General features: G+C 48.7%; 13 protein-coding genes. 5 read left to right on the top strand and 8 right to left on the bottom strand.

Annotated features, from left to right (window positions below; translation table 11 throughout):
• Nucleotides 1-43 precede the first annotated feature (43 nt).
• Nucleotides 44-5,392 carry an AAA family ATPase gene (locus NG792_RS04950; RefSeq protein WP_261234741.1) on the top strand — a complete coding sequence of 1,783 codons (5,349 nt, stop codon included), beginning with the start codon at nt 44-46 and terminating at the stop codon, nt 5,390-5,392.
• Nucleotides 5,393-5,557: 165 nt separating this feature from the next.
• Here NG792_RS04950 and NG792_RS04945 read toward each other — a convergent pair whose 3' ends face one another.
• From NG792_RS04945 to NG792_RS04930, 4 genes are all read right to left on the bottom strand, one after another.
• A complete protein-coding gene (locus NG792_RS04945) occupies nt 5,558-5,953 on the bottom strand; it encodes a type II toxin-antitoxin system VapC family toxin (RefSeq protein WP_261234740.1) in 396 nt (131 codons plus the stop codon).
• Nucleotides 5,954-6,208 carry a hypothetical protein gene (locus NG792_RS04940; protein WP_232251466.1) on the bottom strand — a complete coding sequence of 85 codons (255 nt, stop codon included), beginning with the start codon at nt 6,206-6,208 and terminating at the stop codon, nt 5,954-5,956.
• A gap of 240 nt (nt 6,209-6,448) precedes the next feature.
• Nucleotides 6,449-7,654, bottom strand: coding sequence for a chemotaxis-specific protein-glutamate methyltransferase CheB (cheB, locus tag NG792_RS04935; RefSeq protein ID WP_261197375.1), 1,206 nt, complete (start codon nt 7,652-7,654; stop codon nt 6,449-6,451).
• Between the two features lie 83 nt (nt 7,655-7,737).
• A complete protein-coding gene (locus tag NG792_RS04930) occupies nt 7,738-10,335 on the bottom strand; it encodes a hybrid sensor histidine kinase/response regulator (RefSeq protein ID WP_261234805.1) in 2,598 nt (865 codons plus the stop codon).
• Between the two features lie 673 nt (nt 10,336-11,008).
• On the opposite strand from NG792_RS04930, the gene NG792_RS04925 reads away from it, so the two are divergent.
• Entirely contained in the window at nt 11,009-11,143 is a 135-nt protein-coding gene (locus NG792_RS04925; RefSeq protein WP_261234739.1) for a hypothetical protein, read from the top strand.
• Nucleotides 11,144-11,152: 9 nt separating this feature from the next.
• Here NG792_RS04925 and NG792_RS04920 read toward each other — a convergent pair whose 3' ends face one another.
• From NG792_RS04920 to NG792_RS04910, 3 genes are all read right to left on the bottom strand, one after another.
• A complete protein-coding gene (locus NG792_RS04920; protein WP_435387563.1) occupies nt 11,153-12,571 on the bottom strand; it encodes a methyl-accepting chemotaxis protein in 1,419 nt (472 codons plus the stop codon).
• Between the two features lie 409 nt (nt 12,572-12,980).
• Nucleotides 12,981-14,306, bottom strand: a complete 1,326-nt coding sequence (locus tag NG792_RS04915; protein WP_261234738.1) for a methyl-accepting chemotaxis protein — start codon at nt 14,304-14,306, stop codon at nt 12,981-12,983.
• A gap of 629 nt (nt 14,307-14,935) precedes the next feature.
• Nucleotides 14,936-16,984, bottom strand: a complete 2,049-nt coding sequence (locus NG792_RS04910; RefSeq protein ID WP_261234737.1) for an elongation factor G — start codon at nt 16,982-16,984, stop codon at nt 14,936-14,938.
• A 363-nt stretch (nt 16,985-17,347) separates the two neighbouring features.
• On the opposite strand from NG792_RS04910, the gene NG792_RS04905 reads away from it, so the two are divergent.
• Nucleotides 17,348-18,250: a tetratricopeptide repeat protein gene (locus NG792_RS04905; RefSeq protein WP_261234736.1), complete on the top strand. Its 903-nt coding sequence runs from the start codon at nt 17,348-17,350 to the stop codon at nt 18,248-18,250.
• Between the two features lie 33 nt (nt 18,251-18,283).
• Here NG792_RS04905 and NG792_RS04900 read toward each other — a convergent pair whose 3' ends face one another.
• A complete protein-coding gene (locus NG792_RS04900) occupies nt 18,284-20,308 on the bottom strand; it encodes a CHASE domain-containing protein (protein WP_261234735.1) in 2,025 nt (674 codons plus the stop codon).
• Between the two features lie 358 nt (nt 20,309-20,666).
• Here NG792_RS04900 and glyS point away from each other — a divergent pair, with 358 nt between their 5' ends.
• Together glyS and murD are read left to right on the top strand one after the other, a co-directional pair.
• Complete coding sequence (gene glyS / locus NG792_RS04895) at nt 20,667-22,829, top strand: glycine--tRNA ligase subunit beta (protein ID WP_261234734.1); 2,163 nt, start codon at nt 20,667-20,669, stop codon at nt 22,827-22,829.
• A gap of 146 nt (nt 22,830-22,975) precedes the next feature.
• Complete coding sequence (murD, locus tag NG792_RS04890; protein ID WP_261234733.1) at nt 22,976-24,352, top strand: UDP-N-acetylmuramoyl-L-alanine--D-glutamate ligase; 1,377 nt, start codon at nt 22,976-22,978, stop codon at nt 24,350-24,352.
• Nucleotides 24,353-24,461: the final 109 nt, after the last annotated feature.

Here is a 24,461-nt window from a genome sequence, read left to right as displayed (position 1 = left end):
CTCCAGCTTCACCGACTCAATATCATTTCCGGAGAGTTTAAAAATGACTGATTTAACTGGTTACCAAATCCTCAGCCCTATTTATGAAAGTGCCAATTCATTAGTTTATCGGGGGATTCGAGAACGGGACAATCAACGGATAATTTTGAAAGTTCTTAAACAAGATTATCCGAACCCCTCTGAACTCACCCGCTACAAGCAGGAATATGAAATTACCCGGTCCTTGGCGGGGAAGGGGGTCGTTCAAGTCTACGATTTGCACCGATACCAGAACAGTCTGGTGATGACTTTAGAAGATTTTGGCGGTAAATCTTTAAAGGGTTGGATGACGGAACGCCCGTTTCCCCTGGGGGAATTTCTGACTCTGGCGATCGCCATCGCCGAAAGTTTAGGAGAAATCCATGCCGCTAATATCATTCACAAGGATATTAACCCCTCGAATATTGTCTATAACCCAGAAGCTGGGGAAGTTAAAATCATCGATTTTGGCATCTCCAGCGTTTTGTCTCGGGAAAATCCGACGATTCTCAACCCCGATCGCCTGGAAGGAACCTTAGCTTATATTTCCCCAGAACAAACCGGACGCATGAACCGGGCGATCGATTACCGCACGGATTTTTATTCGTTAGGAGTGACGTTCTACGAACTACTGACCCATCAACTTCCTTTTACAGCCACGGAACCCTTAGAACTGGTTCACTCTCACATCGCCAGACAGCCTGTGCCACCGGCTCAAATTGACCCCAAGATTCCCCAGGTTGTTTCTGATTTGGTCATGAAACTGATGGCAAAAACTGCCGAGGAGCGATATCAAAGTGCCCGAGGGTTAAAATTAGACTTAGAAACTTGTTTACATCAATTACAGACCAACGGCGAAATTTCCGCATTTCCTTTAGCAACTCAGGACCAATCCGATAAATTCCAAATTCCCCAGAAACTCTACGGAAGAGAACAGGAAGTTCAACAACTCTTAAACAGTTGGGATAGTCTCGGTCAAGGAACTCCCGTCCTGATATTAGTAGCGGGTTATTCCGGTGTGGGTAAGTCAGCCTTAGTTAATGAAGTTCAAAAACCTCTAGTCAAATCCCGAGGATATTTCATCTCCGGTAAGTTTGACCAATTTAAACGAAATATTCCCTATAGTTCCCTGATTCAAGCCTTTCAAGAATTAATCCGCCAGTTGCTCACGGAAAGTGAAGGTCAACTGGAAATCTGGAAGCAAAAGCTATTAAATGCGTTGGGAAATAACAGTCAGGTAATCATTGAAGTGATGCCTGAATTAGAACTGATTATTGGTAAACAGCCTCCCGTTCCCCAGTTGGGACCAACCGAGGCTCAGAATCGTTTTAACTTAGTCTTTCAACAATTTGTAAGTGTTTTTGCCCAAGCCGAACATCCTGTAGTGATGTTTATCGATGATCTCCAGTGGGCCGATTCTGCCTCATTGAAGTTGCTGGAACAACTCCTGAGTGATGCGGACAACCAATACCTGCTAACCATTGGCGCTTATCGAGACAATGAAGTGAGTCCTACTCATCCGTTTATCTTAACCGTAGAGCGGATTCAAAAAGCGGGGACTCAAGTGGATGCGATTCAGCTTCAGGCTTTATTGATTGAACAAGTTAGCCAATTAATTGGGGATACTTTGAATGTTTCCACTGCGGAATCTGAGGCGTTAACTGAACTGGTTTTCAGTAAGACTGGGGGCAATCCATTTTTCTTGACTCAATTACTGGAATATTTATATCAGGAAAAGTTTCTCTCTTTTAACTACAATTCTGGGAATTGGGAATGGAATATGGACTCTATCCAACAAGTCGGAATCACCGATAATGTGGTGGAGTTAATGGTCAATAAAATTGGCAAGCTCCATGCCAGTAGCCAGAACGTCCTGAAACTTGCAGCTTGTATTGGAAACCGATTTGATTTAGAAACCTTGTCCGTGGTCAATGCTAAATCTATTTCAGCAACCGCGAACGATTTGTTATCCGCACTTCAGGAAGGGTTGATTGTTCCCTTGACCGATGCCTACAAAACTCCGATGCTGTGGGATCGAGAGGCGCTCATGTTAGAAAGTCCTGATTCATCAGTAGAATTGTTTGCCAGTTATCCCGCTTATATTCCGTACAAATTTTTGCATGACCGGGTTCAGCAAGCGGCCTATTCTTTGATTCCCGAAGCCCAGAAAAAAGAATTCCACCTCAATATTGGGCGGTTATTCCTACAGAACACCCCATCCGATAGCTTGGAAGAGAATATCTTTGATATTGTCAACCAACTCAATAAGGGGGCGGAATTAATTGCGACGGATTCTGAGAAAAATCAACTGGCTCGTTTGAATTTGAAAGCCGGAAAAAAAGCCAAGGATTCTACCGCGTATGAACCCGCTCTCCAATATTTAGAAGCGGGGTTAGCACTTCTGCCTCCAGATAGCTGGCAAACTGAATATGAGTTTACTCTGGCACTTCATGTAGAAACTGTAGAAGTGTATTATCTGAATACGCGGTTTGAAGATGCGGAACAATTAGGGGCTGTGGTTTTGCAAGAAGCTCAATCTCTACTTGAGCGGGTCAAAATTTATGAGCTAAAAATTCAATCCCAGTACGCGCAATTTCAGTTACAGTCGGTGATTGATACTGCTTTAGAAATTTTGGAACCCTTGGGTGTGGTGCTGCCTCGAACTCCTACCCCGGAACAGATTGAAGCAGAAGAGAATCTGATAAAAGAGCTATTGGGTGACCGAAAGATTGAGGATTTAGCCAATCTGCCGGAAATGACCGACCCCTATCAGCTTGCAGCGCTAAGGATTTTACTGACTGTCACATCAGCCACAATTATTACGGATCCCTTATTATGTCCTTTGGTGACGATGGTATCCGTTAAGTTTTGCATCCAAAATGGCAATTCACCTTTGGCAGCAGGAGCCTACATTTTTTATGCTCAACTTTTGTGCGGCGTTCTCAAAAATATTGAGTGGGGACATCAGTTTTGTCAACTCTCTTTAATGTTAAAGGACAAAATGGAGTTAGGAAACCTCAAAGCCCTAGTCATCCATTACAGTATTGGGATTCGGCATTGGAAAGAGTCATTTCGTGACATACCACTCGCACAGATGCAAGAAGGGATTCAAGTGGGCATAGAAACCGGCAATTTTGAAAATGCTTGTTATAATGCACTGGATTATTGCTGTTATTCAATATTTGCTGGTGTCAATTTACTAGAATTTTTGCCAAAGCATGAGCAATACACACAATTAATCATTAAATTAAAGCAAATCTATTCTGTTTATTGGAACCGAGCGTTGCAGGGTATTCCTTTAAACTTACTCAAAGAAGATTTTGAGTATTATGGCTTAACTGTTGGTAAGTCTTGGGAAGAAGAGGAACAGATATTAGCAGAGTGGGTGGAGATGAATGCTACATTCTTACTCTGTATAGCTTACTTATCGAAAGCTTTCGTTTTTTACTACTTAAATCAGTTTGATAGCGCATTAGAAGCTGCTCAAAAAGCCGAACTATATGGAGAGAGTTCTTCTTCGTATGTTGTCTTTCCCCAGCATAGATTTTATTACTCTTTAGCTCTTGTATCGGTTTGTCATAGCGAATCTATCCCCACCCTCAAAAAAGCAGAATTTCTGGAAAAAGCCCGTTCAAATCAAGAATTAATGAAAGAATGGGCGAAATATGCGCCGGAGAATTATCAAAACAAATACGACTTGGTAGAAGCGGAACTGGCGCGCATCTCTGGCAACTATTTGGACGCTCAAACCCTGTACGAAAAAGCGATTCAAGGAGCCAGGAAACAAGGGTTTATTCATGAAGAAGGATTAGCCTACGAACGAGCGGCTGAATATTATTTGACTCTGGACCGAGAAGAAATTGGGCAGTTTTACCTTAAAAATGCCTACGCTTGTTATGCAAGCTGGGGAGCAACGGCCAAACTCAAATGCCTATCAGAAACTTATCCCAACCTTCTAGTTAAAGTCACCCAGCGCCGTGGAGAAACCGGGACGCTACCCGTGACGACAACGGGTCGGGATGGCAAAGGGTTAGATATCGAAACGGTTGTTAAAGCCTCCCAAGCCATTGCCAGCGAAATTGTTTTAGATCAATTGCTGGATAAATTGATGCGGCTGACGATTGAGAATGCCGGGGCTCAAAAAGGGTTTCTGATTTTGCCCGTCGCCGGAAAATTATCGATTGAAGCTACGGGAATTGTCAATGGTTCAGAGGCGATCGCTGTGCAGTCGGTGCCAATCGAAGAGAGTCTGGAACTGTCGAGTGCGATCGTCCACTATGTGGCCCGCACTCAGTCCAGCGTCATCTTAAATGATGCGGCGAATGATGGCACTTTTACCACCGATTCTTATATTGTTCAGAATCAACCTAAGTCAGTTTTATGTGCGCCTATCCTCAATCAAGGACAACTCACAGGCATTATCTACCTAGAAAATAACTTAGCAACTGGGGCATTTACAAAAGAACGCATCGAACTGTTACAAGTCATCTCCGCCCAAGCAGCAATTTCCCTAGAAAATGCCCAACTCTATCGCACCTTAGAAGATAAAGTCATCGAACGTACCGCCCAACTCGCGGAAGCCAACGAAGAAATCAGCGCCCTCAATGAACTGCTCAAATCCGACAACCTGCGGATGAGTGCGGAACTGGATGTCACCCGCCAACTGCAACAAAAAATGCTGCCTCGCTATGAAGAATTGCAGGCGATTCCTGGGTTAGAAATTGCGGGATTTATGGAGCCCGCCGATGAAATTGGGGGAGATTATTATGATGTGCTCAACCATGAGGGACATATCAAAATCGGGATTGGGGATGTCACGGGACATGGATTAGAAGCGGGAATGGTGATGGTGATGGTCCAAACGGCTGTGCGGACTTTGTTGGTGAACGATGAAAGGGATTACGTGAAGTTTTTAAATACGATTAACCGGATGATTCATGACAACGTAGCCCGGATGCGGACGGATAAGAATCTGACTTTAGCGTTGCTGGATTATGCCGATCGCGTGTTGCGGATTACGGGACAACATGAGGAGGTTTTAGTTGTTCGTGGAACGGGAGAAATTGAGCGGATTGATACGATTGATTTAGGATTTCCTGTGGGGTTAGAGTTAGATATTTCTGATTTTATTACTCAGGCAGAAGTAGAGTTAAATCCTGGGGATGGGGTGGTGCTTTATACCGATGGGATACCGGAGGCGGAAAATATGGCGGGAGAGTTTTATGGGATGGACCGATTGTGTGCGGTGGTGTCGCAGTATTGGCAGGAGTCGGCAGAGGCGATTCGTTCCGGGGTGATTCAGGATGTGCGGGAGTTTATTGGGGAACAGAAGGTGTTTGATGATATTACTTTGGTGGTGATGAAGCAGCGGTGATGGTCATTGGTCATTTGTCCTTGGTCATTCTCCGGTCCCCTCCCCGATGTCTTGGGGAGGGTTAGGGTGGGGTCTCCCGTTATGTGGCGATCGCCGACTGCGCGTCACTCTTTCCGGCTTAAGCAGGGGAGGATGGGGTGGATGGGAAAAAGCCCAGTCTACTCCTCAACCGGAAATTAAACGTCCCTGTAACTGCGTATAGGTGGGAAAAATCTCATCTAGACTGATGAGTGAAGCATCATAGATTAAAGCTGTGGCAATGATAATCCGATCAGCGGGATCCCGATGATGCTCTGGTAGTTGAGAGGCTTTCAGGGCAATTGCGCGATCAATGGGTAAAACCTGAATATCTTCCAATGCAGCTTGTACCCATTCATCAAGCGGAAGAGAAATCTGTACCCGCTGCCGTTTCACCAATTGTCCGAGCTCCCAGCAGGAAATGGCACTAATGGCAACACGATCAGCGGTTTCAATCAGATCGATTAGAGGTTGAGAAAGAACCCTATTACTGGGCTGGGGATTGTGCCAGCGGATCCAGATATGAGTATCCAGTAACAGCATTCAAGATAAGTCCCAATCTGATTCAGGGGTGGCAGGGGCGGTTAAATCGTCAAGCAAGTAAACAGTACCCGCTAGTTTTTCAGAAGGATGGCGGCGTCGTGGAGTGGCAACGGATTCCCCCGATATAACTGGGAGGATGATGACTTCATAAGTGCGATCGCTCATCAATGAAGGGGGGAGGTCAATCACCAGTTGACCATTCATAGCTTTGGTAATGATTCGTAACGGTTCCATAGCGACCTCCAGACTTAGCATAGTCAGTTAGATTCTAGCAGGTAAACTACCCGACACCGACCGCTATAGCGTTACGATGCGGGCTTTTGGTAGCCCTCAAGACAACATCTTTTGAAAATCGGGTGTCTATAACATCTGGGGTTTTTGGCGAATCCGAGAGACCTAACCCCCCAGCCCCCTTCCCTCAGAGGGAAGGGGGAGCCGGAAAGACCTTTCTCACTTTACAATTGCTGCCGATCGCGTTCTATTAAGTGAGAATGGCTAATGCCGATCGCTCATCAGGCGATGGAGGATCATGGGAGCAATATCAGTAATCGGGAGAATATATTGAGCCGCACTTAAGGCGATCGCCTCTCGGGGCATTCCAAACACCACAGAACTGGCCTCATTTTGGGCGATCGTAATCCCCCCGAGCTTGAATAGTTCTAACATCCCATCCGCCCCATCTCGACCCATCCCCGTGAGCAAAATTCCCAACGCCCCCTGGCGATAAAACTTCGCCACCGCATTAAACGTCACCGTCACCGAAGGGCGATGTCCCGAAACCGGACCGGCGATCGAATACAAAAACCGACCATTACTGTCAAACTCTAAATGCTTTTGTTCCGGAGGAAAATAAATAATTCCCGGTTCGGGTCTTTCTCCGGCAGGGGCAATTTTCACCGGCAACTGACATTCCGAACCCAACCAATCCACCAACCCTTTTAAAAATCCCTCACTAATATGTTGCACGCAAATCACCGGCACCGGAAACTTCGGAGGGAGTTGAGATAAAATCGTATGTAACGCTTGGGGTCCTCCCGTCGAAGCCCCGATCGCGACGATTTTTACCCCGTGAAATGAAGCCGCCACCGTCGCCGCATCCGGAGTCACAGGGGTAGCAGTCACCCGAGGAGTCGGGGTATAGGATGACGGAATTTTCACCGTTTGAATCACCGGATCTACCCGCTTCTGTTCCGGGATGAGGACTTTTTCAGTATTTCTAGGAGGAACAACCCCAGGGGATGCTCGCAGAGTCTCCCGATTAGCCGTACCCCGGCGATGCAACGTAAACACAGTCACCCCAGATAACACCTTAATTTTAGAAATCAGTTCATGACGAATCACCTCAAAATTCCCCATCACCCCCTGACGCGGTTTGGGAAACACATCTACCGCCCCTGCCTTGAGCAGATTAAAAACAGTGTGAGTATCCTCCGCTTGTACCGAAGAACTAATCACCAAAATAGGGCAGGGGAACTTTGCCATCACCTCTTTGGTAAATTCCAAACCGTCCATTTGTGGCATATTGAGGTCGGTACAAATCACATGGGGATGAACCTGGGGAATCAACTCCAAACCTTCAATTCCCGTCCTTGCCGTCCCCACCACTTCAATCTCGGGAGTTGCTCCCAGTAGGCGCTTAAAAATCATCAACGCCACGGGAGAATCCTCCACCAACAAAACTCGAATCGGCTTCTTGTTCATACTTTACTCTGGCTGCTTCTTGCCCTTGAACCCATCACCCAACCCCGTTCAGTTAGGTATCTGGAACTCCCCCGATAGCGAGTCTAAATCAGCCGTTTGAGCGTTTCTAATAACACGTGTTGATTGAAACTGCTTTTGGGAATATAGGAATTAGCCCCGGCTTCCGCACCTCGGCGTTTATCATCATCACTAGCTAGGGAGGTTACCAGAATAATCGGCAATTCTGAATATTCCTTGTGCTGACGAATTTTGGTCACTAACCCTAACCCGTCCAAATTCGGCATTTGGACATCGGAGATCACCGCATCAAAGTTCCGAGTTCTAAGTTTATTGTATCCATCCATACCATCCACAGCGGTAACTACCTCATATCCCGCATTTTCCAAAATGCGTTTTTCTTGGGTGCGGGTGGCGATCGAGTCTTCCACAAGCAACACTAATAATTTGCGATCGCTCTCAGGCTGCGGTTTCGGAGGGGCGATGGATTTTCCCGGCTTGCGCACCGACTTGAGCAAGTCGTGGGGGTTTAACACCATACAGACTTCCCCTGTTCCCAAAATCGTTGCTCCCGACACATTCCGGACCCGCTTGAGCAGTTTGCTTTGGGGTTTGAGCACCACATCTTGCTCATCCACCAAAGCATCCACCAGGAGACCGAGGCGTTCTTCGCCCACTTGCAAAATAATGCAAGGCAGACTGGAATTATTGATGGTTGTGGAAGAATTGAGGATGCCTCTCGGGGGCAGTTCCAGCAAATCGGCGAGTTTGACCACGGAAACGGGTTGCCCCTCTAAAATAATCGTTTCCCGTCCTTCCAGGGCAAAAATATCGCTCTCTGGGACCAAACGAGCCAGTTGCACGAACTCCACCGGCAGGGCGTAGGCAATGCCCTCCACCTCGACCAACAGAACATGAGCCGTGGCGAGGGTGGTGCCCAGAGATAAGCGCAGGGTTGTGCCCACTCCGGGGGTGGAGTCAATGTGAATACTACCTTTGAGCCGTTCGACGTTGGTGCGAACCACATCCAGTCCCACCCCCCGCCCAGACACCTCGGTGACAAAGGTCCTGGTAGAGAATCCCGGGGTGAAAATTAGGCTATGGATTTGGTGGGGGGTCATGGCGGCGAGTTCTTCTTCTCGGCAGATTCCCCGCTTGATGGCGGTTTGTTTGATTTTTTCCACGTCTAGTCCGCGCCCATCATCGCGGATTTCGATGACGATGTTGTTGGCGGTTTGGTAGCCTTTGAGGACAATGGTGGCTTTTGGGGGTTTGCCTTTTTGTTGCCGATCGCCAGGGGTTTCGATGCCGTGGTCGATCGCATTCCGGATGATATGCATCAAGGGGTCTTTCATTTCTTCGAGGATGCGCTTGTCGGCGCGAGTCTCTCCCCCTTCAATTAGCAGTTCTACTTGCTTGCCTTCTTGTTTGGCTAAATCCCGCACCATGCGAGGAAACAGGGTAAAGATGGTGGATAAGGGGAGCAGGCGCAAGGTGCGGATGCCTTCTTCCAGTTCATCGGCAATGGTATCTAGGCGGGCGTTATCTTCATAAACTGAATTTCTGAGGCGGCTGACAATTTGGCCGAGGCGTTCGAGTCGCTCTTCGGTGCGATGATGAAAGCTTTGCAAGCGCTCTAAGGATCCATTGCGGCTGCCCCGCATGACTTCTTCTAAGGCAAAGCGATTGACAAAGCTATCGCGACTCCATTCTTCCCACAGGGTGACAATTTCTTCGACTTCCGAGAGACGATGTGCGATCCGGATTTTGCTGACGGTGAGTTCCCCGGTTTGGGTCATCAGACTATCCAGGTTGCGGGTTTCCACCCGAATGGTGTCGATCCGGTAGTTACTACTGCCTCCTGGCGCCGGGGTAACGGGGACGACGGGAAGGGCGGGGGTTTTGGAGGGTGCGGAATCTCGACGGCGATCGCCCCCTGGGGGTGGCGGGGGTGGGCTACTGCCCAGGGGTTTAGAAATCTCCGGAATCGGATGTTTTTGAGCTAAAGTATGTCCATTGGCTGAGGCGCTGACTCGGGCTGGGGAAGTGGCGGCGAGTTCTACTGGGGAGATGACTTCTAGCAGTTCAAAGCGGTCTTCCTCTGGGGCTTTCTCCCGGTCGAGGTCGCTCTGTTCTGAGGCTTCCGGGAAGGTTTCCCTGGTTTCTGTTTCCGTTACCGCCTCTATGGGGTCTAAGGTTTCTGGGGGACTGTCCCTCTGTTCTGGGGTGAGCTTTTCTGTGGGGGGGGAGTTTTGGGCTTCCTGGGGTTGTGGTGGCGCAGGTGCCGTTTCGCTCTCCTTGGTGTCGGAGGAAGCGCCCATCAAATAGGCGAGGACGTAAAAGGTATTGACTCCAGCATCTTCGCCGGTGACGGATTGCGCAACGAGTTTTGCGATCGCATCTAAGCCATGATAAAGGCGATCGCACAACTCTGGGGTTAAAGGGGTTTCTTTCCGCTTCACCGTTCCCAACAGATGTTCCCACTGATGCGCCAGGGTCGCAATATCTTTCACCCCCAACATTCCCGCATCCCCTTTCAGACTATGGGCTTCTCGCATCAATTCTTCGAGTTTCCCCAAGTCATCTGGCTGCTGTTCTAGGTGCAATAACCCTTCGTTGAGTTTCTGCACGTGCTCTTCACTGGCTACTTTAAATGTAATTCTGAGTTCTTCATCGTCGATCATCATGGTTTTAGCTCCTCCAAAGTCAGATCTTAGGGATTTCCCGGGGACCATTTCCCCTACCTTGAAGATTCCCCTTTTTTACTTAAATTTCCCGCTTTTCTGCTCTGCCTGCTTCCTTGCTTGATCGACTCGGTTTTGGACGGGTTTAAATCTTTAAAATCCTTGCCCAAAACTCTCGGGATTTATTCGGGTTTTCATCAGCTCATCTGCGGTTTGGGCGAATTCCTACCGGCTAATCTGTAAAGGGGCAAAATCGGCAATTTTTTGGCTCATCTCATCCCCGGTTTGTTTCCTGAACTGACGGTGAACGTGGCCGTTCACACTCTTGTTTCCACCCTGATTTTATGGTCGCTTAACTGCTTGTTGAGGAGAGACCTCCAGTGAGGAGCAGTGAGGAACGAGACCCCGAGGCGATCGCAGGCGGAATTCCTGAACAGGTTCCTCGATGGACACTCGCCGCTGAGACCGGAAACCCAACCTACAGGAGTTTCCCATCCCTGAATCTTGGGAGAGTGGGGCTTAATTCCTCCACTTTCCGGCTCTTTCTCAGCCCCAAATCTGGGGCCGGGGACTCTCTCCATCTCTGGGCCTAACCCAAACGGCTGCGATATTTTGGCCTGTTGCAATTTTCGCATAATTTGGGAACAAAGGCAAGGGAAAGCACCCCTGATCGATGCCTAATTTCCGCAAAAATAACCGGAATCGGGATAATTCAGCGGGAATTCCAGATGCCTACCTGACTGATTTCTATGAGCTTTCCCTGGAAGAGAAAGGCCCCGGGCTGGTGAATCTCCCCGAACCCGAATAGAAAGAATGCTCAGACCATTTCTTTGAGGTCGAGGGCGGCTTGATTGAGTTTTTCAGTCCCCATTTTGGCCTGAGAAATGCTGTTAACGGTTTCTGAGGCAATTCTGTTCAGGGAATTCATGGCTTCAAAAACCTGCTGAATGGCGATCGCCTGTTGTTGCGCGGTTAATGAAATTTGTTGGGTATTATTAACAATTTCATCAATCGCATCCACCACCACTTCGACAGTTTTTGTCCCTTCTTCTGTGACCTGAACCGTCATGGAAGTTGCCAATTGAATTTCTTTGACCAGAGAATTAATGCGATCGGCACATCGGCCACTGTGGTCCGCCAGTTTGCGAATTTCTGTGGCAACCACGCCAAATCCTTTCCCGGCGTCACCGGCCCGAACTGCTTCCACAGAAGCATTGAGCGCTAACATATTAGTTTGATTGGCGATATTGCTAACGTTACTGGCAATTCCATCAATTTGCGACAGTTGCTGGGTAAGTTGTTCGATGCGACTGGCAATCTGATGGACGGTTTCTTTTAAGCTGGTATTTTGGTGTCCCATCTGGCGATTACGAGACGGAATGGTGGTGTGGTTGGAACCAAAAGTGTAGGACAGATGCACCGGCAGTTCATGATGGTTGGAGGAATCCACTAAGTTTAAGACCAGAATCGCGTTAGCCGCAGCCGATTCGGCTTGTTCAGCGGTGGCTTTGGAGGAGGCGTTCAACTCCTCCATTGAGGTTGTTGTTTGGCTGACGGAAATCGCTTGAGCGTTAGTGGAAGTTTCCTGGTGACTGAAGGTGGCAGCAAATTCCGTAGAGGAGGTCGCCACTTCATGGATGGCACGTTCGATGCGATCGCGGATGCTAGAGGCTAGTTTTGCGCCAATGGCGATCGTTACCAAACCTACGAGGGCACTTCCCCACCCGGCAATAGCCAGGGACAAATGTAACGCTTCTTGGGCTTCTAATTTTCTAGCCGCCAAGGTCTCTCGTTCTTGTTGGACAAAGGCACTATAAAGCGACTCGATTTCCCGGACGATATTGCTACTTTGGTCCGTGGAAAATAAGGCTACCGCCGCCTCCATCTGACCCGTTTGTGCCAGTTGGAGCATTTGCTGATCAACTTGTCGCAGTTGATTTCCCAACTGAATGTACTCCTCAAACCGCTGCCGTTGTACGGGGTCCTCCAGTTGCGCAATTTTTGGCTCTAAGCTATTAATCACCCGGCTATAGGACTCGCTTCCGGCTTCAAATCCTTGGCGATGGCGATCGCTGGCCTTCACCAAATATCCTCGGGTTGACCGTTCCATGCGAATCACTTGCAGGGTGGCTTCGGCTAAATGATCAATGACTTCTGAAGAAACCCCAATCTGTTCATCAAGTTGCTCGGCTTTTCTAACCGTTGAAACAATCAGGGTAGCCAGGACACCTGACACTAACAATGGGATAATAATGCAGGCAAGAATTCGTCCCCTCAGTTTTAAGCTGTCCAACATAATTTAGATGATGACTCCTTAAATTTGACCTCAATCCACCGATTTAAACCGGGTTTATTGCAGCCCTGAGTGGCTTACCTCAATTATGATGAGATTTTCCCAAGGGAGGTGCGTAAACTCAGAATCGATAGATTCTGAGGATTGACTGTCCCATCGGTTATATTGTTGTTCCCGCTTGCAGCTTATCTTAACTGAAGACTTACGCATCCGGGCTAAAGTTGGGGGCTTTCCCCTGCAAAACAGCCCCTCTACATTCCTTACCTGGAAATCTCGACCGGACTTACGGCTTTTGGGGTGTGATATAGCGAGTCTAACTCAGGGTGACAATACCCTTGAGGGATTCTCACGCCTAAATTTCCCGTTGTAACTTGAGGGCGACTTGATTGAGTTGTTGAATGCTGATTTTGGTTTGAGCAATCCCGCTGGCGGTTTCTTGAGCGCTTTGAGTCAGACTATTCATGGCCTCCAGGGTTTGTTGGATAGCCAGGGCTTGTTGTTTGGCACTGAAGGAAATTTGTTGGGCGTTGACGGCGATGTGATTGACGGCTGAAACCACGCTTTCTACGCTGCGAGTTCCGTCTTTGGTGATCATTACTGCTGAATTGGTCGCCCGTTCAATATCGGTTACTAGGTCGCTAATTTTCTCGGCAGATTGTTTGCTGCGATCGGCCAGTTTCCGAATTTCCGAAGCAACAACGCCAAAGCCTTTGCCTTGCTCTCCTGCCCGGACCGCTTCCACGGCAGCATTGAGCGCTAACATATTGGTTTGATTGGCAATATCGCTGACTAATCCCGCAATTTTGTCGATCTGGTTAACTTGCTCACTTAGATGCAAAATTTGATTGGCAATTTGTTCGACTTGAACGGTGGTGGCTTCGGCGCGTTCGGAGGACTCTTGAGAGGAGAGGCCCAGTTGTTCCATTGTGCTAGTGGTTTCATGGACTGCACTGGCTTGTTGGTTGGCAACGCGCTCTTGTTGTTCGGTCATTGCAGCGATTTCGGAGGAGGAAGAGGCGATGGTATTGGTGGTCTCGCTGAGGGTGTCGGTAATCCGGCTGGCGATCGCCCATCCTAATGCCCAGGCGACGATCGCGGTGATGGCGGTACTCAATAACACCAAGACACTCAATAAGTTGAGGACATGATTGGTGCGATCGCTTTTTTCCTTCTGAAGCTCATCTTCCCGTTGATTAAACTCTGCCAGTAGCGTTTCGAGTTCCCGATTCAATTGTTCGCGTTCCCGGGAGGTATAAGCTTTGATAGCGTCGGGTACTCGGTTTTGTTGGACTAAATTAACCAGATTTTTATTAAATTCAATGGTTCTTCTACTCAGGGCTAAAATTTGCTCTAATTTTTTTTGTTGTGCGGCCTCTTCCACATGAATCTGTAAAAATTCGGCAGAATTTTCTAGGTGTTGGATGTCGGCCTCAATCGCATTGGGAATAACTTCTTCCCGGTCGATAATGTAACCTCTTGCAGACCGTTGGATGGACATGACCCTTAAAGCCAGCCGGTCAGACTCCCGGACTATAGCCGCCCCTTTTTCTAAATTGGTGACTTCTTTCTGAACTTGCTGGCTACTCACAAAAACTAAGCCAGCAGAACTAATGGAAAATATTAAAGGGAGGGAATAGCCTAAGAGAATTCGCGCTTTTAACTTTAAATTAAATAACATGGGGACTCCTCGCCTGCTATTTCTACAGAGGGGTGGATTTTAACTCAAAACTTAATCTGTTGTTGTAGCGGTAAGGGAAAATAGCAATTTTGATGGAAATGAGGTGCATCGATTCCCTCCCGAACCCTGAGTTTGACTTAAAACAGGGGGATTTAATTTCTCTGAGGCGCAACATTTGCCAGAAAGCTGCTATAAAGTGTCTAAACGTTAAATTTTTAGTAGAATTTTCCCCAGAATTTGAACTAGACGACTCCCGAGACTAACAACTGGATTTCCCGTCTTGACTTCACTTCTGATTTTATCACAGCTTTGGATTGATGAGGGGATTTGCTGCCCTTGAAGCCGGGAGAAACAAGCGGGGGTTGAGAGGAGGGAGGAAGACTTAGGAATAAGAATCAGCCCCGATTCCCAAAGGGGCAAGTTTTAGAGCGTCGGTACAGGAAAGGGAAGACAACCGGGTTTCTGGAACAGATTTGTGGGAAAGCAAGCAGAGATTTTTTCACCAAACTGGGTTGGTTGTGCTGGGGCGCTAAAACGGTACGGAGGTCCTAGTAGCGCCCCGTCCACAAAAAAAACAGGCAAAAGGGCGAGGAAAAACTCAGCCCTTTTGCCTGTTTGGAATTCACCGATTATTTAGAATTCCCGTTGCCATTGGCGGCGGCAGCTAAGAGGCGATCGGTGAGTTTATCTGGGACTTCCTGGAGGTGATCGTACTTCCACCGGAAGAACCCGACTCCCATTGTCAGCGATCGCAACTCCACAATCAAATCCTGCATTTCAGCCTGGGGTAAATAGGCCAAGACCTTATCCCATGATTTCCAGTTTTCCAAAGGTTCATAGCCTAAAATTTGGCCCCGTCGTCCGCTGATCAGTTGCATCATATTCGAGGTAAAGTCTGTCGGTGCACAGATCTCCACCGAGGCGATCGGCTCAAGCAGGGTGGGTTCACATTGCGCCAACCCCTCTTGCATTGCCAAACGTGCCGCCTGTTTAAAGGACTGTTCTGAACTATCCACGGAGTGATAGGACCCATCGGTGAGGGTGACGGCTATATCCACCACGGGGAATCCCAAGGGTCCCTGATTCAGGTACTCGCGCACCCCCATTTCTACCCCAGGAATATACTGTTTCGGGACAACGCCGCCGACGATTTTATCGTTGAAGTGATACCCTTCCCCCCGAGGCATGGGTTTGATTTCCAGGTAAACATCGCCAAATTGACCGTGACCCCCACTTTGGTGCTTGTAGCGCCCATGAACCCGGGGCGCTGCTTTGCGAATGGTTTCCTTGTAGGGCACATGGGGGATTTGGGTGATCATGGGCAGGTTGTACTTGCGCCGCAGCCGATCCAAGGTGACTTTGATGTGAATTTCACCTTGACCCCAGAGGATAATCTCGTGGGTATCGGGATTTTGTTCCCAGGCGAGGGCGGGGTCCTCTTCCAGGATTTTGGTCAAGGCGGCGCTGATTTTCACTTCGTCGCTGCGTCGTTCTGGGGCGATCGCCAGGGCGAAAACGGGGGGCAGTTGCTCGGCTTTGGGTAATTCCGATTTGAGCTTGCCTTCGCCAGTGGTAAGGGTATCTCCCGTCTGAATCCCTTCCATGCGCGAGAGGGCGACAATATCTCCCTCAACTGCCTTCTGAATGGTTTCAGTTTGCTGTCCCTTCATCCGATACATTCCGCCAATACGAACGCCGTTGAGGGTCATGTTATCGGTGATTTCCCCTTTCCACACCCGGACGAGGGACATCTTGCCTCCTTGCGGGGTGTAGTAAGTTTTAATCACTTGGGCTAAGGGTGCACCAGAATGCAAGGGAATTCCCCGGCGATCGGCGGTGGTGCTGGGTTCCGGGGCTTCCCGAATCAGGGCATCGAGCAAGGGTCTGACGCCATAATCTGAATCCGCTACGCCCATAAAGACGGGGACGATTAAATCGGCCCCTAATTCCATTTTGAGGTCGGCGACGATTTCATCTTGGGAGGGTTCGATCTCTTCGAGGAGTTCTTCAAGGAGGCGATCGTCAAAGTTAGCCAACTGTTCTAACATTTCTTGACGGGCTTCATGTTCTTCTTGTTTGAGTTCCTCGGGGATGGGAACGGGGTCGGGGTCGCTGCCTCCGTGGTAGTGATAGGCTTGTTCCGTGACTAGATCAATAAATCCTACGGGGTCTGAGCCTTTGAGAATGGGATATTGATGGGGGACTAAGGGTCGGGTGGAGACGGCTTTGAGGGCGTGGAGTACGTCCATAAAGCTATCTTTGGCGCGATCCATTTTGTTGACAAAGACGATATGGGGGATTTCCCAGTCATCTAAGAACTTAAATAGGGGGGCTAAGGTGAGCACCCGGCTGACTTCGGGTTCGCAGACGACAACGGCGGCGCCGGTTCCTTTGAGGGCGTTGTAGGTTTCTTGGATAAATTCTATGGAACCCGGGCAGTCTACGAAGGTGAAGCGGACATTTTTGTATTCCGTGGTGGCGGCGGATATCTCCACACTCATTTGGCGATCGCGCGCTTCGGCGGAACTATCGCCCACGGTTGTCCCTTCTTTGACGTTCCCTTTACGACTAATTGCACCTGTTACAAACAACAGGCTTTCGAGTAAGGTGGTTTTTCCACTCAGATATGGGCCTACAATAGCGACGTTTCGCACGTCGGAGACAACGTTTTCGGTCATGATTCACTCCCGTGAGTTAGTTAGTAAAGATTAAAAAAATTTTAAGGGGTCCAAGGGGATAGCCTATTTAAAGTAAAATCCTTATCCTGACTCTATTGGAAACAAGGCGATCAGCATCAGCACTTCTCGGATGGGTCTTGATGTATTTTAGATTACCGTATTTTTGAACCAAAGAATTACCGATTGAGGGACTTTTTTTTCTAAACTTAATCCTTTTTTTTTGAATTTTAAAGAAGTGTTATCCCTAGAAAATTATCGTGGCGGGTGAGTGTTGGCTCTAAAATTCTGCCCAACTCTAGTCAGAGGCAGGGATTTTAGGGTAAAACCAGGTTAAACCACATCGACTCGCAACCAGGAGGGGCGATGCAATTACAACGGAACATAAGGTCAGGAATCGTGGGCGTGACGGTGGGGATTTGGATGATGCCGTTGCTGTGGATGTCGTGGGATGGGGCAGGAATGCGCGCTCTCGCCCAGGGGAATTCCCAAGCGGCCCTGGATTGGGTAAACCGGGGACTAGGCTCGATTCAAGCGGGTAAGGTATCTGAGGCGATCGCCGCGTTTCGGCAAGCGGCTCAACTAGACCCGACCCTGGCTGTGGCTCATTATAATCTGGGCTTGGCTCTGCGACAATCCGGGGAATTACAAGGGGCGGCGGATTCGTTCTACCAAGCGACGCAAGCGGATCCGAGCTTTACTCTCGCTTTTGCTAATTTGGGGGCGGCCCTGATTGAAGGGAATAATCTCGATCGCGCCCGGGATTATTTACAACGGGCGATCGCCTTGGACCCCCAAATGGGATTAGCTCATTATAATCTGGGTCTGGTCCTGGAACAACAGCAGTTATGGGATGCTGCTGCTGCTTCATTTCAACAGGCGATGCAGTATAGTCCCACAACTCCAGAACCCCCCTATCATCTCGGATTGGTTTATCTGGAACAAGGGAAACTGGAGGAGGCTAAATCAGCATTTAACCGGGCAGTGGGGATTACCCCAACTCATGCTGCGGCTCACTATCATCTGGGGTTTATTGCTTACAATCAAGGGGATTTGAATGCGGCTTTAGACTCGTTTCGGCGGGCGGCTGAAGGGAATGCTAATTATGCTAATGCCTATTATGGGGCGGGGTTAGTGTTTCTACGTCAGGGGAATTTCACCGAGGCTCAACGAGTCTTGCAATATGCCCGAGACCTTTATACTTTGGAGGGAAATACGGAACGTGCGATGAATGCGGAACGATTGTTAGAGCGATCGCGCAATCCCTAAATCTTTGTTGACAACCGGGCGATCGCGCTTTTTTTATGCCCGGTGACTTTGCGCGGTTTGACTCACCGGAAGTTGAATCCGGAATTCGGTTCCTTTTCCCACGGTTGAAAAACAGTTTAACTTTCCTAAATGTCTTTCCACAATAATTTGGTAGCTAATCGAAAGCCCTAATCCCGTGCCTTTTCCGATTGGTTTTGTGGTAAAAAATGGGTTAAAAATATTGGGGAGAACCTCTGGAGGAATCCCCGATCCATTATCCTCAATCCAAATTACGATGAACTCGGGGTTCACTGCACCCCCCTCGCTTTCAGTTCCCCCTGGAGCTTTTTGCACCACTTCGGTACAGAGGGTGAGGGTGGGGATATAGTCTTTTGAATGGGGTTGAGCCAGGGTGTCTTCTAAGGCATCAATGGCATTGCTCAAAAGATTCATAAATACCTGATTAAGTTGCCCTGGATAACACTCGACTAAGGGTAATTCTGCGTATTTTTTGACCACTTGGATCGCCTGATGTCCGGCGGTGGCTTTGAGTCGATGTTGCAAAATCATTAAGGTACTATTCAGACCTTGATGAATGTCTACAGCCTTGATTTCCGCTTCATCCGTGCGGGAAAAATTGCGCAAACTCAAGACAATATTTTGAATCCGTTCGGCCCCTACACTCATGGATTTGATAGTTTTGGGTAAATCTTCTATCAAAAAATCTACATCTATGGCTTCGGCTTCTTCTTGAATTTCCGCCACGGGGTCGGGATAGTGTTGTTGATAGAGTTCTAGCAAAAAGAGTAAGTCTTTTACATATTCATCGGCATGATTAACATTGCCGTAGATGAAACTGACGGGGTTATTAATTTCATGGGCAACCCCAGCTACTAATTGACCAATGGAGGACATTTTTTCCGCTTGGATCAGTTGACCTTGGGTAGTTTGCAACTGCTGCATCGCGGCTTCTAAATCTCTGGTGCGGCGGATGGATAATCCTAAATAAATGGCGATCAGTCCGGTGAGTAGCAAGCCGATCGCCAGGGTGGCGATGGTGTTTGCCATGAATCCTTGAAAGGTCGAGGTGGGCCGGAGTAAAAGGGTCCATTCGCGATTGGCAACCTCAAGGGTCTGGGTGCACAGGGTCGGATTTTTGTAGCACAAAGACTTAGGAGAGAGGGGAGCCGGGGGTTTCAGTCGGTTATCCGCAATAAATCGTTGAGTGTTAGAGTCATAAAAGATCAGGACTTGATTATCTGGATCCGCTCCCTGGTCGAGTAAGTAAAAATCGAGGTGATGGAGGGTTAATCCGCCGAGGGACTTTTCTAACAAGTTGGAGAGACTATAGACGGTGTAAGTCATTCCCCTAAAGGTATTACGGCGATCGCGGATTCCGGCGGGGCGATCGCCTTCCCCGTAGACGGGTCGAAACATCGCTACCCCATAAGTCTTGCCATCTGCTAAGAGAAATCGTTGCGTTACCGAGATCTTGCCCGCATTTTTTCCCCGGTTGATCGCCGCCCTCACCCTGGGGTGATAACTGGGATCCAGTCCCAAGAGTGTTCCTGTATAGCGACTGGCGGGTTGTCCATAGACAATGGGAAAATATTCGGCGCGATCGCCGGAGGGGACTAAGTTGCCATCAGGGGTGCGATCGCGAATCTGGTAATTTTCCTTCCCTTGGGCTTGCATCCGTTGCTCAAAAGCCCTCCGTTCTGACTTCGGCACTTTTTCGAGCCATGCCATCCCGAAAATTCCGGGGTAATTCTCGAAAAAGGATTGAGAAAACCGCTGAAAATTTGCCTCGCTCACCGTGCCGGAGATATCATACAATGCACCTAGCGATCGGGTCACTTGAAGATATTCTTCTATATCGCTTTGTAAGGTGACGGTCACGGTTTCCCGGCGTTGCGCTAAGGTTTCCTGGGCGGATCTTCGTTCCCATTCATAAACTCCCGTGGCAGCGATCGCAGACAGGGACAAACCAACGAGTAAAGTTAATCCAACTGGGAGGTAGGTCTGGATTCCCAAAAGGGCGTTTTTAACTTGTCCAAAATCTTTCAACTGAACCGCCATAAAACCGTTTGTCTTTTCTAATTTAACCGGATTTGCTCTTAAAAAAACCCTGCTGATTACTGCTGTTTTAAAAACTTCGAGCCTTGAGACTCTCTGACTGGGTTCAAAAATCGCTACGGTTGGGATAATCTGTTCTACAATAACATTTTCAATCCGGGGAGTGGCATAGAAAAAACCCGCATTTTTAAGCTTTTCACGCAAACATCCCCTTTAGGGGGGATCCCGCCTGGAGTGGGAAGGGTGGGTGGAATCCAGGGGCTTTCTTGGCGTATTCTGGAAAGAGTTGTTGAATGGGGTTGGCTGTTGGCTTCAGTTGGAAGGCACAAGTGACCTCTAGTCCTTTAGAGTACAATCCGATATGGCTACCTTTCTATTAGAAGTCGGTACAGAAGAATTACCCGCAGGGTTTCTTGAGAGCGCTATTACCCAGTGGCGATCGCGCATTCCCGATTCCCTGGCTGAAAATTACTTGACAAATACCGCAGTTTATGTATATGGCACGCCTCGTCGGTTAGCGGTGGTGATAGAAGGGTTGCCGGTTCAACAAGGCGATCGCGAGGAAGAAATTAAAGGCCCTCCCGCTTCCGCTGCCTATAAAGACGGCAAACCCACCAAAGCGGCAGAAGGATTTGCCAAAAAACAAGGGGTGGAACTCGATGCCTTAGAAATTCGCCCCACGGATAAAGGGGATTTTGTCTTCCTGCGGAAAACCATCACCGGACGTCTCACTACGGACCTGCTGCAGGAGTTGGTCCCGCAATGGATTAGCAAACTCGAAGGCAAACGCTTAATGCGCTGGGGGAATGGAGAAATGCGGTTTTCTCGCCCCCTGCGCTGGTTGGTGGCCCTGTTTGACCAGGATATTTTACCGATTCAACTGGACAACGGGTCCGAAAGTCTCACCAGCGATCGCATTTCCTCGGGTCATCGCGTCTTACATCCCCAACCTGTGGAAATTGCCACTGCCTCAGATTACGTCAAATCCCTAGAAAAGGCATTTGTTTCCGTAGATCCGGACCGCCGTCAAGCTATTATTCAAGACCAAGTAAAAGCAACAGCCCAAAAAGTTGGAGGAACCGCCGATATTTCCCCGGATTTACTGCAAGAAGTCACCAATTTGGTAGAATGGCCTACGGCTGTTTTAGGGAAATTTGATGAAGAATTTCTGATTTTACCCGCTGAAGTGATTACCACAGTCATGGTCAGCCACCAGCGGTATTTCCCTGTTTTAAAATCCGCCGAAACCTCCGGCAAAACTCCCGAACTTCTCCCTTATTTCATCACCATTTCTAACGGTGATCCGGCCAAATCGGACCTAATTGGCCTCGGAAACGAACGAGTCATCCGCGCCCGATTAGCCGATGGTCAATTTTTCTATGAAACCGACCGGGCAAAACCCTTAGAAGCCTACCTGCCTAAATTAGAAGAAGTCACGTTCCAAGAAGATTTAGGCTCAATGCGCCAGAAGGTTGATCGCCTCTCCCAGGTCGCCGCTTTGATTACGGAACAATTGCAAATTCAGGGCGAACCAAAAGAGGAAATTGCACGGGCTACCTTACTTTGCAAAGCCGATTTAGTTACGCAAATGGTCTATGAATTCCCCGAACTCCAAGGGGTGATGGGCGAAAAATATGCCCGGGCCTGTGGGGAATCGGAAGCCGTTGCTACTGCAATTTACGAACATTATTTACCTCGGAATGCGGGAGATAACTTACCGCAAACTCCGGTGGGTCAAGTGGTGGGATTAGCTGACAAATTAGATACCTTAGTCAGTATTTTTGGCTTGGGGATGATTCCCACAGGTTCCTCGGACCCCTTTGCCTTGCGACGGGCCGCCAATGCGGTGATTAATCTAACTTGGACGGCAAATTTACCCTTAAACTTAGGGGAATTATTAGGAAAGATTGTGGCTGAATTTACCGCCAGCCATCCGAAAACGTCCCCGGAGTTGCTCTTGCAATTACAGGAGTTTTTCTTACAACGAATTCGCACGCTGTTGCAAGAGGAACGGGGAATAGATTATGACTTGGTGAATGCGGTTTTGGGGGAAGAGGACGAGGAATATAGCCAACGTGCTTTAGAGGATGTTTTGGATGTTCGCGATCGCGCTTTATTCCTCCAATCCATCCGCAAAAATGGCAGCTTGGATACCATCTATGAAACCGTGAATCGGTCCGCAAGATTGGCGAAACAGGGGGATTTAGAAACCTCGGTTTTGGATCCGACTCAAGTGCTGAAACCGGAATTGTTCCAAAAATCCTCAGAACAAGGGTTTTATGATGCCTTGATCCGGTTAATGCCGACTACCCAAGCGGCGCGATCGCAGCGGAACTATCAGCAGTTGGTGGATGCCTTAGCTGAAATTACCCCGATTGTCAGCCAGTTTTTTGATGGGGAGGACAGCGTACTGGTCATGGATCCAGCTCCAGAAATCCGGCGCAACCGCCTCAACTCCATCGGTTTACTGCGAAATCACGCTCGGGTTTTGGCGGATTTCGGCCCCATTGTCAAGCCCCAGTAGGACCAGGAACCGTGACAACAACGGACGGGACTTTAAACCCCCGTCCGTTGTTGGGTGAAATCTTTTTGCAGAGAAAACCCCCGTTAGACGCAGCAACAAACGGTAAGATGAAAGTTAGATTTTGAAAAAATGCGATCCATAAAAGTATGCCAAAGGCTCATATTATTGGACTAGGACGGTCAGGGGTTGCCGCAGCGCGGTTGTTAAAAAAGCAAGGATGGGATGTCACCTTGAGCGATCGCTCGGAGAATGACTCCTTGCGACAACAACAACAACTGTTGGCTGCTGATGGCATCGAGGTACACCTAAATCAGTCCTTTGAACCTGAGAAGTCTTTGGATTGGATAGTCGTCAGTCCCGGGGTTCCCTGGGATATTCCCGCCTTGGTAAATGCGCGGCAGATGGGAATTACCACCCTGGGGGAAATGGAATTAGCTTGGCGCAATCTCAATGCTTGTCCCTGGGTGGGGATTACAGGAACCAATGGGAAAACGACGACTACTGCTTTAATTGCTGCAATTTTTCAAGCTGCCGGACTCAATGCACCGGCTTGTGGCAATATCGGATATGCGGCGACGGAGTTGGCGTTAAAAGGGTTTGGCGAGGAGCAGGCAACCCCCGGTTATCCCGATTGGGTGATTGCGGAAATTAGTAGCTATCAAATCGAGGCATCAGAAACAGTTGCGCCGCAAATTGGGGTTTGGACGACCTTTACGCCGGATCATTTGAGCCGTCATCGTACGTTAGAAAATTATTTTAATATTAAGGCGTCTTTGTTAGAGCGATCGCAGCAAACAGTTTTAAATGGGGATGACCCTTACTTAAGAAAAAGTTTAAGTGATCGCTGGCCGAATGCCTGTTGGACGAGCATTAAAGGTAAAAGTGAGTTATTAGGAAATCCTGATAAGGGCGTCTATATTGAAGACGGTTGGGCGGTGGCAATGGGCGAGGCAGTGGTGCCGATTGATGCCTTGAAAATGCCCGGGGAACATAACCTCACCAATCTACTCATGGCGGTGGGTGTGGCGCGCTTGGCAGGAATTGATAAAGGGGCGATCGCTGATGCTGTTGCCAACTTCCCCGGGGTTGCTCACCGTTTGGAACTGATCCGCACTTGGCACGGAATTGACTTTATTAATGATAGTAAAGCCACCAACTACGATGCCGCACAAGTGGGATTAGCTTCTGTTGCTGCGCCGGTGATTTTAATTGCTGGGGGTGAAGCGAAAGAAGGGGATGATACTAGCTGGTTGCAAACCATTGAGGCGAAAGTTGCCCAAGTGCTGCTGATTGGCGATGCTGCCGATGCCTTTGCCAAACGCTTAGAACAAGTGGGGAATGAGCGCTATGAAATCGTCTATGGCATGGAACGGGCGGTGATTCGGGGGGCCGAATTAGCAGAAGAACTGGAGGCAAAGGTGGTCCTGTTGTCTCCGGCTTGTGCCAGTTTCGATCAATATCAAAACTTTGAGCAACGGGGGGATCATTTCCGGCAACTGTGTTTGGAAATGCTACCGGAGTGATGCGCACAGAGGGTCAGAGGGTTAAAACTGGGGGTTTCTTGTTCCTAACCCCTGGAGATAACTACAGGCGATCGCAATGTGCTGCGATTTGAATCACAAGTGCTGGTGA

Origin of the sequence: Laspinema olomoucense D3b (assembly GCF_025370785.1) — a bacterium.
In the GTDB taxonomy this organism is placed as follows: domain Bacteria; phylum Cyanobacteriota; class Cyanobacteriia; order Cyanobacteriales; family Laspinemataceae; genus Laspinema; species Laspinema olomoucense.
This window is presented reverse-complemented; position numbering and strand designations above follow the sequence as displayed.

Coding starts and splice junctions, on each gene's coding strand:
- NG792_RS04950 (WP_261234741.1), top strand. CDS start 44: ATGACTGATTTAACTGGTTACCAAATCCTCAGCCCTATTTATGAAAGT.
- NG792_RS04945 (WP_261234740.1), bottom strand. CDS start 5,953: ATGCTGTTACTGGATACTCATATCTGGATCCGCTGGCACAATCCCCAG.
- NG792_RS04940 (WP_232251466.1), bottom strand. CDS start 6,208: ATGCTAAGTCTGGAGGTCGCTATGGAACCGTTACGAATCATTACCAAA.
- cheB (WP_261197375.1), bottom strand. CDS start 7,654: ATGAACAAGAAGCCGATTCGAGTTTTGTTGGTGGAGGATTCTCCCGTG.
- NG792_RS04930 (WP_261234805.1), bottom strand. CDS start 10,335: ATGATCGACGATGAAGAACTCAGAATTACATTTAAAGTAGCCAGTGAA.
- NG792_RS04925 (WP_261234739.1), top strand. CDS start 11,009: ATGCCTAATTTCCGCAAAAATAACCGGAATCGGGATAATTCAGCGGGA.
- NG792_RS04915 (WP_261234738.1), bottom strand. CDS start 14,306: ATGTTATTTAATTTAAAGTTAAAAGCGCGAATTCTCTTAGGCTATTCC.
- NG792_RS04910 (WP_261234737.1), bottom strand. CDS start 16,984: ATGACCGAAAACGTTGTCTCCGACGTGCGAAACGTCGCTATTGTAGGC.
- NG792_RS04905 (WP_261234736.1), top strand. CDS start 17,348: ATGCAATTACAACGGAACATAAGGTCAGGAATCGTGGGCGTGACGGTG.
- NG792_RS04900 (WP_261234735.1), bottom strand. CDS start 20,308: ATGGCGGTTCAGTTGAAAGATTTTGGACAAGTTAAAAACGCCCTTTTG.
- glyS (WP_261234734.1), top strand. CDS start 20,667: ATGGCTACCTTTCTATTAGAAGTCGGTACAGAAGAATTACCCGCAGGG.
- murD (WP_261234733.1), top strand. CDS start 22,976: ATGCCAAAGGCTCATATTATTGGACTAGGACGGTCAGGGGTTGCCGCA.